Here is an 11,734-nt window from a genome sequence, read left to right as displayed (position 1 = left end):
AGGGCACCCCTCGGGCTGGCGATTGTCATTCATGGGGGAGCCTTTCCCGCCGCAACACGACGACCTCCTGGCCGCGCCGCGTCACCAGCGTCAGTTCGCGCAGCGAGAAGTTCTCGTAGCGCAGCTCGCCCAGGATCTCGAAGCTGTTCGAGTTGATGCCGATATGGTTGGCCTCACCGTCGTTCAACTGGGCGTGGACCTTCTCGGGCAGCAAGGGCTTGAGATCGTTCAGCGTGCGCACATCGACCGACAGGCGCTTCTGCGCAAAGCGTTCCGCGCTGCCGCGATCGAGGCCGTCGAGCACCGCCACCAGCACCTCGGGCGGGGCGGTCAGCAGGTTCACGTTGGTTTCGCCGGGCAGGATGATCACGTACGGTGCGAGGCGCCGCACCGCGTCGGCGTCCAGGCCGAACCAGGTCAGCTGCTGCACGCGCTGCGGCGGCAGCGGCGCGCCGGGCGACACGGCTTCTTCGTCGTCCAGCTGGTCCTCCGCCAGGTCCGCGCCCTTCATGCCGTCGGCGATGCGATTGGCGGTCTCGGGCGGAATGCCCAGCGCTTCGCACAGCCGCCTGAGTTTGGCCAGCTCCTTCGCGGCGTCGGCGTCCTCGTCGGTGATCAGGTTCTTCAGGTTGTAGCGCGACTGGGCGTCGGTGATCTGGCCCGACAGGAAGGCTTCGAGGCCGGTGTCTTCGGTGTTGTTCTTGTCGGCTGCCAGGAAGTCCGACAGCTTGACATCCTTCAGCGGCGTGTTCCAGGGCTCGTTCAGCGTGTCGATGTTCGGGTGCTCGCGGTCCTGCGCGTCGGTGCGCAGGATCAGGCGCGAGAAGTCGGTCGCGCCTTCGATCAGCCATGTGGCTTGCGCGCGCGCCCGCTCGGCAGCCTCGACCTCGATGCCTTTCCACTGCTGCCACACCATGCCGGCGGCCAGCGTGGCCACCAATGTCACGATCAGCATCGCGAGCAGCAGGGCGGCGCCGCGTTGGCGCGAGGGTGCGCGCGGCGTCACTGCGAAGGCCTCACCATCAGGTCACGCGTCAGCAGCCCGTTGGGCAGCTTCAGCACCAGCCGCACCCCGGTGGGCAGGGCCTCGTTCTCGCCGCCGATCTGTGGCGGTTGGACACCGCTGGCGGGAGGCTGCGGCGGCGGTGCCTCTTCGATGTCGCCGGTCGACTGCGCATTGCTCCAGCTGTTGCCGCGGAAGAAATAGATCTGCTGGCTCTCGACCTGCTCCAGCATCTTCAGCGCGTCGCCCTGGATCGTTGACCACTGCTGGCTGCGGATCCACCATTCCTGCAGGTCCTGGATGCGGGTCACCGGCGGGGCGGCCCAGCGGTACCAGTTACCGCCCTGCAGCGTCCAGACGACCAGCTGGATGCCACCGGGCCCGCGTCGCGTCAGGCGCAGCGAGGCGCCGTCGAACCTCAGGCCCGGTGCGGCGTTGCTCTGCTGGACCTGCGACAGGTCTTGCTCCCATTGCGACATCACGGTGCCCAGCCGCAGCGCGGCTTCACCGCTGCGCTGCGCACCATCGCGGGCACGCATCAGCCCGTCGATGCCTTGCCAGGCCATCGTCGTCAGGACCGCCATGATCAGCAGCGCGACCATCACCTCGACCAGCGTGAAGCCAGTCTCGGTGTGGGTGGACGAACGCAAGCGCGGGTGCATGGTCAATAGCGCGGCAGGATGACCGACAGGTGCGTCAATGATTGCCCGCGGCTGTCCTGCACGTTGGTGTCCACCACGCGGAAGTTCGGGTTGAACGACGGCCGCACGACCATCGTCACGTTGTAGGTCTGGCCCACTTCGACGCACTCGAAGCTGCTGGTGCCGACATCGGGGAACTGCTTCGCGAGCTTCATGCCGACCAGGCGGTTGTCGGCGCACCACTGGGCCAGCGTCACGTCGGACAGGCGCTGGGAGTTGTCGAGCAGGGTACCGGCGGCACGGCTGCCGGCGGCCAGCGCAATGGCGACGATGGCCACCGCGACCAGCACCTCGACCAGCGTGAAGCCGCGGCTGTTGCGAGTCATTCGGCAGCCTTTGCGCGCAGCGCTGCGCCATTCGCCTTGGGAGCGGCCCAGCGGCTCATCGGACAACCTCCGTGCTGGCGCACTTCGGAATTCGCCTTGGGAACGGCCCGGCGGCTCATGGCTGCTCTTCCGGAACGACCACGACGAAGGGCCCCAGGCCATCGGTCGCGAGTACCAGTTGCCGGTCTTCGATGCGCAACACGACACGCTGGGCGCCGATCACCGGCTCGGGGCCCAGTCGCAGCACCGGGGCACCGATGACCTCGCCGCGGGTGCGCTCGTCCAGCCAATGCGTCGGGATGCCGGAGTCGGGCGGCAGGCCGGTGAAGCTGAAGCCGCTGCCGAGCTCCCGCTTGGGTTGCCACAGCACCTCAGTGCCCTCGGCACGGGCCCGGGCTCGCGCGCCCTCGAACAGCGCCGCCAAGCGGGCGCCTTCTTCTTCGAGCCGGTTTGCATCGGCGTCGCGCAGCGCGAGCGTGGCCATGCCGACCGCGATCCCGATGATCATCACGACGACCAGCAGTTCGAGCAGGGTGAAGCCGCGCGCCAGCGCACGCTTCGGGCGATGCCGCATCAAGAAAGCGGCCGGTCTATTGCCAGGAGCCGATGTCGGCGTTGGTCCCTTCGCCGCCCGGCTGGCCATCGGCGCCGTAGCTGAAGACATCAATGTCGCCCTTGACGCCGGGGTTGGCGTATTGGTAAGCATTGCCCCACGGGTCGTTGGGCAGCTTCTCGATGTAGACGCGCCAGTTTGGCGGAATGGTGCCGACCGTCGGCTTCTGAACCAGCGCCATCAAGCCTTGTTCGGCGGTGGGGAAGCGGTTGTTGTCGAGCTTGTAAAGCTTCAGCGCCTGCATGATGTTGCCCACGTCGGCGCGGGCGGCGGTGGCCTTGGCCTTCTCGGCGTTTTCCAGCACACCCGGCACGATCAGCGCGCCCAGCACGCCGATGATCACGACCACGACCATGATTTCGATCAGGGTGAAGCCGGCTTGGGCGCCGCGGCGGGCGGAAGTAGCAATGCGGTGCGTGACGCTCATGATGGGGAGATGGCCTGCAAAGGCCTTCTGTGCAATAAGTGGCATGAATCATAATCGTCGCATGGCATCGCGATTGTTAACACTGGCCGTGTGGGCGTTGGTCCTCGCCAGCGCCGTTTTCTGGGCGCTGAAGGTTTTTGCCTCACGCACCGGCTTGCCGCCGGGAACCCAGATCCCGACACCGTCATTGGCGATGGGGGGCGAGTTGCGCAAATTGCTCGGCACGTCCGTCAAGGAGGTCGACGAGGACGAGCCGGCCGCGACCAGCGACCGTTTCCATCTGCTGGGCGTGGTGGCGCCGCGCGGCGCAGGCCACTCGCCTCAGGGCGTGGCGCTGATCGCCGTTGGTGACGAGCCGCCGAAGGCCTGGCGCACGGGCAGCGTGATCGAGGGTGACACGGTGCTGCTGGCCGTCAACCAGCGTTCAGTGCAGCTGGGGCCGCGGGGCGGCCCGGCCACCACGGAGCTGACGTTGCCGGAGCCGACGCCGATCGCCGCGCCGCCGCACCAGGTGCTGAACCAGTTGAGCCGGCCGGTGCCGATGATGCCGTCCGGCGTCCCGGGCCAGGCTCCGATCCAGCATCAGCCGGCGGCTCAGCCGATCCAGCGCAATGCGCCGCCGCAACAGGAAGACGAAGACGAAGACGAAGAAGAGGAATGAGCGTCGCCCGCGGCCTGACCCAGCTCGGCAGAGATGGGCAGGCAAGACCTCGAAAGCCCTCGCGCCACCCGGCGTGAGGGCTTTTTCAATTTTTCTCACGGCCCGCACCGCCGTGGCGCCGGCGGCACCAAATCCCAGCCGAACGGGCCGTCGCGCAGCTGCAGCCCGCCTTGCGCGGCTTGGCCGGCGCAGGCCGAAGGCGCTTCGGGCCACACCCATTCGAGCCGCACCGCGGCTGCGTCGTCGCGCCAGCTCTTGACCGCCCAGCTCAGGCCGGGCGCGGCTTCGAAGCGGTACTGCAACGACCAACGCGGCCCCGAGCGCTGGTAAAGCGCCAACACGTTGCCGCTGGCGATGACGAAGTGCCGGCCGCCCGGTGCTGGCGAGGGCAGGGCTTCGACCCGCAGCGGCGACTGGCCGCTTTCGCCGACCAGCCAGTAGGCCGGCAACTGCGTCGGCGTGGCGGCACGGACCACGTGCAGCAGGATGCCGTCGAGCCGGCCCAGGTAGGTGTGGATCAGCGGGGGCTGGTCGACGAAGCGCGCTGCCGGCTGCAGGCCGAACTGCAGCGTCAGCTGCGGGCCTTCGCGCCTGGCCGCGCCCGCGCTGTCGCGCAATCCATGGGCTTCGAGCTGGCCCAGGCAGGCTGCGTCGGCGCCGCAGTGCTGAATGTCTTCCAGCCCCACCGCGCCGGCCTCTTGCGCAGCGCCAACGAAAAAGGCGGCGAGCCCGCATGCGAGCCACGCCGCCTTCGAATTGCCAACAAGCTGCTTGCAGGCCCTCATGGACCTGCATTGTGGTGCAGCCGGGCGATTTACTTGATCTTCAGGAACACCGCGCTGACCGGACCCTTGTTGCCTGCGGCATCCACGCCACGCACCCAGACGAAATGCTTGCCCAGGCTCATGCCGGTGGTCGACAGTGTCAGGGTGACCTTCTCGCTCTTGCTGTTGAACGAGCCGTCGGCCGCGCTCATGGTCTGCGGCGTCGCGCCCGGCATCCACGGCGGCGTGTCGACGAAGACTTCGGCACTGGCAATGTTCTGCGTCGGCTCGGTGCCGTTGCTGTTGTTGAAGCGCGTGTCGTCGATCGTCGCGGTCACCGTCACCGGGGTGCCGGCGGGAACGCCGTTGGTGCTGAGCTTGACCTGCAGCGCGTCCGGACCGGCCGGCGTGATGTAGGGCGTGCGCACCACGCGGGCGGCATACATCAGCGCATTCAGGTTGTCCGGCTTGATCGTGCTGTCGTAGGCCGAGCAGCTCTGGAAGAACGAGGTGCCCAACTCGAAGGTGTACGCAGCCACGCCCCGCTCGCCGTAGCTGATCGAGTCAGACGTGCCATCCGTCGGGTACAGGCCGATCGACTGCTCGGGCGTGTAGCCGTTGAAGTAGGCGAACCGGCGGCCCAGCGTCTGCAACGCGGTGCCGTTCGGGGCCGCCTGGTTGCGGAAGCCGTACGGCCACAGCACCAGCTCGCTGTAGCTGTGGATGTCCAGGTGGATGCCCGGGGTGTCGGCCGGGGCCGCGTCGTCGTGGTTCGGGCCGCGGCGATCCGGGAAGATGCTGCGCACGTAGTCTTCGACGGTGTCCGTTTCCGGCTCGGACGCCTTCGACGGGCCGCGGTAGGTCTCGGCGCACGGGTTGCCGCTCGAGCCTTGACCGTTGGTGATGTTCCAGCTGTAGCTGAAGTTGCGGTTCAGGTCCGCACCGCGGCTGTTGCTGTTTGCGCCGCAATAGGCCGTGTTGGTGTTCTTGCGCCACAGCAGCCCGCCTTCGGCCTTCTTGCGGCCATCGGGGTTGGCGTGCAGCAGCAGATGCACTTCGTGGTGATCGAGGATCCAGGTCGCGTCGGCGTTCTTGCCGTAGCCGGTCAGCAGCTGCTTGGCGAAGGCCAGCATCAGCGGGGCGGTCGTGTACTCGCGAGCATGGATCGCCGAGTTGACGAACAGCTTGGGCTTGGGCTCGCCGTTCGGGCCGGTGGTCTTCTTGTTGGTCAGCCTCAGCACGCCCATGTCGTAGCCGCCGCTGCCTTGCGTCTTCTGCCAGCTGTCGCCCACGTCGTGCCAGGTGGCCAGCTTCGGGTAGGTGGTGGTGAAGCCCTGGGCTGCGGCGAAGGTCTCTTCGACGGTCTCGTAGCAGGGGTAGCCCGGGATCGACTCGACGCCTTCCTGGCCCTCGGCGGCCCGCTTGGCAGCCGAGGCGCCGAAGATGTTCGGTGCGCCGGCTGCGCGCAGGCGCGTGACCATTTCGGCGTGCTTGGCGGCGAAGGCTTCGTCCTTGACGACGCGGAACTTGAAAGCCTTCAGCTTCTCGATGTCTTCGGCTTCGAGCTGCATGACCAGGTAGCCGGCCTTCCAGTTCGACTCCAGCAACTGGCCGTGGAAGGAGATGGCGGCCTTGCGGCCGGTCGCGGCATCGGGGAAATAGGCGCGGTAGAAGTTGCTGACGCTTTGTTCTTGCGCCAGCAATTGGTCCATTTCGACGGCGTCATGGGCGCTGGGCGTTTGATGCGCGGTTGCGCTCGTGGCCAGGCCTGCGGACGCAAAGGCCACCGACAGGGCGGCGGCAAGGGGGAATCGCTTCACGGGGGTCTCCTGTGGCTTTGTGACGGCTGGCTCCGGTATGGCGCCGCCGCGCGAACGATTGTGTGGGGCTCCCCCCTGAGCCGCCACCCGCGCCCCCTTCGGTTCTAGGGGGTCGACTTCTTCAACTTTCATCACCGGTGGGTGACGACGGGGCAGGCGGGCCACCGTTGGGTGGCCCGCCCGAGGTCACTTGATTTTCAGGAAGACGGCGCTGACAGCACCCAGGTTGCCCGCCGCGTCTTTGCCGCGCACGAAGACCAGGTGCTTGCCTTGGCTGAGGCCGGTGGTCGACAGCGTCGTGCTGGCGACCTCGGTCTTGCTGTTGAACGAGCCGTCCTTCGGCCCCAGCACCAGCGGCGTGGCGCCAGGCATCCACGGCGGCACGTCGATGTAGGCCTCGACGCCGGCGATGTTCTGCGTCGGCTCGGTGCCCTTGCTGTTGTTGAAGCGGGTGTCGGTGGCCGTGGCTGTCAGCGTGACCGGGGTGCCGGCCGGCACGCCGTTGGTGCTGAGTCTGAGCTTGGTCACGTCCGGGCCGGCGGGCGTCAGGTACGGCGTGCGCAGCACCTTGGCCATGTACACCAGCGCCGGCAGGTTCTTCGGCTTGATCGTGCTCTCGTAGCTGGAGCAGCTCTGGAAGAACGAGGTACCGATCTCGAAGGTCATCGCCGCGACGCCGAGTTCGCCGTAGGTGACATCGTCGGAGGTGCCGTCGGTCGGGTACAAGCCGATGCCCTGCTCGGGCGTGTAGCCGTTGAACCAGGCGAGCTTGCGGCCCAGCGTCTGCATCGCCACGCCGTTCGGCGCCACCTGCTTGACATGGCCCCAGGGCCACAGCACCAGCTCGCTGTAGCTGTGGACGTCGAGGTGGATGCCGCTGGTGTCGGCGGGTGCAGGGTCGTTCTGGTTCGGCCCGCGGCGGTCGGCCCAGATGCTGCGCGCGTAGTCTTCGACCGCCTGGGTTTCGGGCTCGCTGTGGGGTGAGGGCCCGCGGTAGGTTTCGGCGCAGGGGTTGCCGCTGGAACCCTGGCCGTGGGTGATGTTCCAGGTGTAGGTGAAGTTGCGGTTCAGGTCCGCGCCGCGGCTGTTGCTGTTCGCGCCGCAGTAGTCGCGGTTGGTGTTCTTGCGCCACAGCAGGCCACCCTCGGCCTTCTTGCGGCCGTCGGGGTTGGTCTGCAGCATCAGGTGGACCTCGTGGTGGTCGAGGATCCAGGTCGAGTCGGCGTCCTTGCCATAGCCGGTCAGCAACTGCCTGGCGAACGCCAGCATCAGCGGCGCGGTGGCGTACTCGCGCGCATGCAGGCCGGAGTTGACGAACAGCTTGGGCTTGGGCTCACCGTTCGGGCCGGTGGTGTTCTTGTTGGTCAGCTTCAGCACGGCCATGTCGTAGCCGCCCAGGCCCTGGTCTTTCTCCCAGCTCTTGCCAACCGGTGTCCAGGCCGCGAGCTTGGGGTAGGTGGTGGTGAAGCCCTTGGCGGCGGCAAAGGTTTCCTCCACCGTTTCGTAGCAGGGATAGTTCGGGATCGACTCGCCGCTTTCCAGGCTCCGGGCCGCCAGTCGTGCGCCGGAGGCGCCAAGGATGTTCGGCGAGCCGGCGGCGCGCAGCCGCTTGACCATCGCGTCGTGCTTGGCGATGAACGCCTGGTCCTTGACGACGCGGAACTTGAAGGCTTTCAGCTTGACGATGTCTTGCTCGTCGAGCTGCAGCACCAGGTAGCCGCCCTTCCAGTTGGATTCGAGCAGCTGGCCGTGGAAGGTGATCGCGGCCTTGTGGCCGGTGTCGAGGTCGGGAAAGTACGCGCGGTAGAAGTTGTCGACGCGCTCTTCCTGCTGCAACAGCTGGTCCGTCTCGGCGGCGTCGTGCGCGCTGGAGACCGGCTGGGCGGCGGCGTTGGTGGCCAGGCCGGCGGTGGCGAATGCGACCGACAAGGCGGCGGCGAGGGGAAGTCGCTTCACGGGGTCTCCTTGACGTTTGTGCGGCGAACGCCGGTATGGCGCTGCATCGAGCGGGCGATTGTGTGACGCCCCCCGCCGGCCGGCACACGCCCCTCGTCAACATTCGTCAAGCGTTGAAGTGGCCCTTGTGTTGCTCACGCAGAAGATTCTTTTGCACTTTTCCCATCGTGTTACGTGGCAGCTCGTTGACCACGAACACCTGCTTCGGGACCTTGAAGCCGGCGATGCGGCCCTTCAGTGCCGCGATCAATTCGGCGCCCTGCACTTGTGCGCCCGCGCGCGCCACCACCACCGCCAATACCCCTTCTCCGAAATCGGGGTGCGGCGCCCCGATCACCGCGCTTTCGGCCACGCCGGGCAGCTCGTTCAGAAAGCCTTCCACCTCGGCCGGGTAGACGTTGTAGCCGCCTGTGATGATCAGGTCTTTGCTGCGTCCGACGATGGTCACGTAGCCATCGGGGTCGACCTTGCCGACATCACCGGTCTTGAACCAGCCGTCGGCGGTGAACTCTTCCTTGGTCTTCTCAGGCATGCGCCAGTAGCCGGCGAAGACGTTCGGCCCCTTGACCTCGATGCCGCCGACCTCGCCGGGCGGCAGCGCGCGGCCCTGGTCGTCGCGCACCCGCAGGCCGACGCCGGGCAGCGGGAAGCCGACGGTGCCGCCGCGCCGCTCGCCGTCTTCGGGGCGATACGGGTTCGAGGTCAACATCACCGTCTCGCTCATGCCGTAGCGCTCGAGGATCGTGTGGCCGGTGCGTTCGCGCCAGTCGTTGAAGGTCTCGATCAGCAAGGGCGCCGAGCCGCTGATGAACAGGCGCATGTTCTTGCAGGCCGCCCGCGTCAGCCCGGCTTCGCCGAGCAGGCGCACGTACAGCGTCGGCACGCCCATGAACACGGTCGCTTCGGGCAGGCGGGCCAGCACCTCCTTCGGGTCGAACTTGCCGAGCCACAGCATCTTGCTGCCGTTCAACAGCGCGCCGTGCGATGCAACGAACAGGCCGTGCACATGGAAGATCGGCAGTGCATGGATCAGCACGTCGCCTGGCTGCCACCCCCAGTAGCGCTGTAGCACCTGGGCGTTGGACAGCAGGTTGCCGTGCGTCAGCATCGCGCCCTTGCTGCGGCCGGTGGTGCCGCTGGTGTAGAGGATTGCCGCCAGGTCGTCGGCGCTCTTCGTCGCCGGGGTGTGGCTGTCGGGATGAAAAGTCGCGCGCTCCAGCAGCGTGCCGCTGCGGTCGTCGTTCAGCGTGAAGACGTGCGTGGTGCCGGCCTTGAAGGCGAGACGGCTGATCCAGGTGAAATGCTTGCCGGCACAGACGAACACCGCGGGCTGCGCGTTGTCGATGAAGTACTCGATCTCGGCCGCCTGGTAGGCCGTGTTCAGCGGCAGGAACACATGGCCGGCGCGCAACACACCGAGGTACAGCAGCAGCGCCTCGACGCTTTTTTCCACCTGCACCGCGACGCGGCTGGCCGGCGGCAGCGCGAGCGACTCCAGCAGGTTGGCGATGCGCGCACTGGCGCGATCGAGGTCGCGCCAGGTGTAGACGTGCGTGGTGTCGGGCCCGTCGACCGGCTCGATCGCGCAGCCATCGAGATCGGCCGGAAAGGCCTCGCGCAGGGCGGTGAAAAGATTCATGGGCTGGGCTCGTCGGTGTCGGGCGGCGTGGCGCTGCCAAAGCGCGCCGGTCGCTTTTCGTTGAAGGCGGCCAGGCCTTCGCGATGCTCGGCAGAAGGGGCGTAAGCGTAATGCGGCGCGCGCTCGTCCGCGCTGCTGCCATGGGCACGACCGAATTGGCGCAACGCCCGTTTGTTCAAGCGCAATGCCTGTGGCGACAACACCGCCATCGCCTCGGCGCTGCGCCGTGCTTCGGCCGCGACCTGCGCGTCCGGCACGACCCGCGTCACCAGGCCGCGCTGGTGTGCTTCGGTCGCATTCAGCACGCGCGCTTCCAGCAGCAATTCGCGCAGGCACGTTTCGCCGATCACACGGGCGACGATCTCGATCTCCAGCGGCGCCATCGGGAAGCCGAGCTTGGCGATCGGCACGCCGAAGCGGCTCGATTCGCCGCACAGGCGGATGTCGCAGCAGGCCGCGATCTCCAGCCCGCCGCCGACGCAGGCGCCTTCGATCTGCGCGACCAGGGGCCGTTCACAGTCGAGCAGCGCGTTCAGCGCCGGCGCGACGACCTCTTCGTGGTAGTGGGCCAGCGTGTCGGTATCGAAGCGGAAGTCGGGGAACTCCTCGATGTCGGCGCCGGCGACGAAGCTGCCGCCGTCGCCTTGCACGATGATGACCCGCGGGCCTTGCGCCGCCGGCAGGGCATTCAGTTCCTCCACCAGCGCACGCAGATCGCGCCACATCTGCACCGACAAGGCGTTGAGCTTGCCCGGGTGCGAGAACTGCAGACGTGCAATACCGTGCCCGTCTGCCGTCAGCAGGACGACGTGGCCAGCCATCAGTCGAGCTTGGCTCCAGAGGACTTGACGACATCGGCCCAGCGCCTGGTTTCGCTGGCGACGAACTTGCCGAAGTCGTCGCCCCACAGGTTTGGCACGCTGGTGCCCAGGCCGGTCCAGGCCGACTTGATCTCGTCCGTCGCGAAGGCCTTCTTCATTTCAGCCTGCATCGCCGCGATGATCTCCTTTGGCGTGCCCTTGGGGGCCCACAGGCCATACCAGGTCGCCACCTGGTAGGTCGGCACGCCGCCCTCGGCACTGGTCGGTACGTCGGGGAAGCCCGGGACGCGCTTGTCCGACGCCACGGCCAGCGCCTTGATGCGGCCGTTCTTGATGTGAGCAGCGCTGGAGCCCAGGCCGTCGAACATCAGGTCGACCTGGCCGGCCACCAGGTCTTGCAGCGCCGGGCCGGCCCCACGGTAGGGAATGTGGGTGATGAAGGTGTTGGTCTGCAGCTTGAACAGCTCGCCGGCCAGGTGGTGCGAGGTACCGTTGCCGGCCGAGCCGTAGTTCAGCTTGCCGGGGTTGGCGCGAACGTGCTCGAGCAGGCCCTTCAGGTCATGGACCGGCACCCGCTGCGGGTTGACGACGATGACCTGCGGCACGCTGGAGATCAGACCCACCGGTATGAAGTCGGCCTCCAGCTGGTAGTCGAGCTTGCGGTACATCGCCGGCGCGATCGTGTGGTGCACCGCGCCCATGAAGAAGGTGTAGCCGTCCGGCGAGGCTTTCGAGGCCAAGGTGGCGCCCACGGTGCCGCCAGCCCCGCCCTTGTTGTCGATGATGAACTGCTTGCCGGTCTGTTTGGTCATCACGGCCGTCAGCGGACGTGCGAATGCGTCAGTGCCGCCGCCGGCGGGGAAGGGCACGATGAGTGTCACCGGCTTGGTAGGCCAGCCGCTGGCCTGCGCCATCGCTTGCGGTGAGGCCATGGCTGACGCTGCGGCGGCGAACGCGAGCAGGGCCAGGCGGCGAGAGGAGGGGGTCGTCATCGCATGTCTCC

At 67.4% G+C, this 11,734-nt stretch carries 12 protein-coding genes; 1 reads left to right on the top strand and 11 read right to left on the bottom strand.

Annotation, left to right across the window (positions count from 1 at the left end):
- Positions 1-25: 25 nt before the first annotated feature.
- The 5 genes from gspK to gspG all read right to left on the bottom strand — a co-directional run bounded on the left by gspK (position 26) and on the right by gspG (position 3,070).
- A complete protein-coding gene (gspK, locus tag VFY73_RS23860) occupies positions 26-1,006 on the bottom strand; it encodes a type II secretion system minor pseudopilin GspK (RefSeq protein ID WP_329723520.1) in 981 nt (326 codons plus the stop codon).
- Entirely contained in the window at positions 1,003-1,665 is a 663-nt protein-coding gene (locus VFY73_RS23855) for a prepilin-type N-terminal cleavage/methylation domain-containing protein (protein ID WP_329723518.1), read from the bottom strand. Before VFY73_RS23855 ends, gspK begins: the two co-directional genes overlap by 4 nt.
- A 2-nt stretch (positions 1,666-1,667) precedes the next feature.
- The gene (gene gspI, locus VFY73_RS23850) at positions 1,668-2,030 is read right to left on the bottom strand and encodes a type II secretion system minor pseudopilin GspI (protein ID WP_329723516.1); all 363 of its coding nucleotides are present in this window, start codon (positions 2,028-2,030) and stop codon (positions 1,668-1,670) included.
- Positions 2,031-2,145: 115 nt separating this feature from the next.
- Positions 2,146-2,604, bottom strand: coding sequence for a prepilin-type N-terminal cleavage/methylation domain-containing protein (locus tag VFY73_RS23845; protein WP_329723514.1), 459 nt, complete (start codon positions 2,602-2,604; stop codon positions 2,146-2,148).
- A 16-nt stretch (positions 2,605-2,620) separates the two neighbouring features.
- Positions 2,621-3,070 (bottom strand): type II secretion system major pseudopilin GspG, encoded by a 450-nt coding sequence (gene gspG, locus VFY73_RS23840; protein WP_329723512.1) that lies wholly within the window; start codon positions 3,068-3,070, stop codon positions 2,621-2,623.
- Between the two features lie 61 nt (positions 3,071-3,131).
- Between gspG and VFY73_RS23835 the strand changes: the two genes are divergently transcribed.
- Positions 3,132-3,731 (top strand): hypothetical protein, encoded by a 600-nt coding sequence (locus tag VFY73_RS23835; RefSeq protein ID WP_329723510.1) that lies wholly within the window; start codon positions 3,132-3,134, stop codon positions 3,729-3,731.
- A 95-nt stretch (positions 3,732-3,826) separates the two neighbouring features.
- On the opposite strand, the gene VFY73_RS23830 is transcribed toward VFY73_RS23835, so the two are convergent.
- From VFY73_RS23830 to VFY73_RS23805, 6 genes are all read right to left on the bottom strand, one after another.
- Positions 3,827-4,516: a hypothetical protein gene (locus VFY73_RS23830; RefSeq protein WP_329723508.1), complete on the bottom strand. Its 690-nt coding sequence runs from the start codon at positions 4,514-4,516 to the stop codon at positions 3,827-3,829.
- 29 nt (positions 4,517-4,545) lie between these two features.
- Positions 4,546-6,315: a M14 family metallopeptidase gene (locus VFY73_RS23825; RefSeq protein ID WP_329723506.1), complete on the bottom strand. Its 1,770-nt coding sequence runs from the start codon at positions 6,313-6,315 to the stop codon at positions 4,546-4,548.
- A gap of 186 nt (positions 6,316-6,501) precedes the next feature.
- A complete protein-coding gene (locus tag VFY73_RS23820) occupies positions 6,502-8,271 on the bottom strand; it encodes a M14 family metallopeptidase (protein ID WP_329723504.1) in 1,770 nt (589 codons plus the stop codon).
- A gap of 106 nt (positions 8,272-8,377) precedes the next feature.
- On the bottom strand, positions 8,378-9,910 hold the full coding sequence (locus VFY73_RS23815) for a malonyl-CoA synthase (protein ID WP_329723502.1): 1,533 nt from the start codon (positions 9,908-9,910) through the stop codon (positions 8,378-8,380).
- Positions 9,907-10,731 (bottom strand): enoyl-CoA hydratase/isomerase family protein, encoded by an 825-nt coding sequence (locus VFY73_RS23810; protein WP_329723500.1) that lies wholly within the window; start codon positions 10,729-10,731, stop codon positions 9,907-9,909. The genes VFY73_RS23815 and VFY73_RS23810 overlap by 4 nt, the downstream gene beginning before the upstream one ends.
- Positions 10,731-11,723 carry a Bug family tripartite tricarboxylate transporter substrate binding protein gene (locus VFY73_RS23805; protein ID WP_414654518.1) on the bottom strand — a complete coding sequence of 331 codons (993 nt, stop codon included), beginning with the start codon at positions 11,721-11,723 and terminating at the stop codon, positions 10,731-10,733. Before VFY73_RS23805 ends, VFY73_RS23810 begins: the two co-directional genes overlap by 1 nt.
- Between the last annotated feature and the right edge of the window lie 11 nt (positions 11,724-11,734).

Origin of the sequence: Ideonella sp., from assembly GCF_036277275.1 — a bacterium.
Lineage (GTDB): Bacteria > Pseudomonadota > Gammaproteobacteria > Burkholderiales > Burkholderiaceae_C > Ideonella.
The sequence above is the reverse complement of the archived record's forward strand: the minus strand, read 5'-3'. Positions and strand labels throughout refer to the sequence as shown.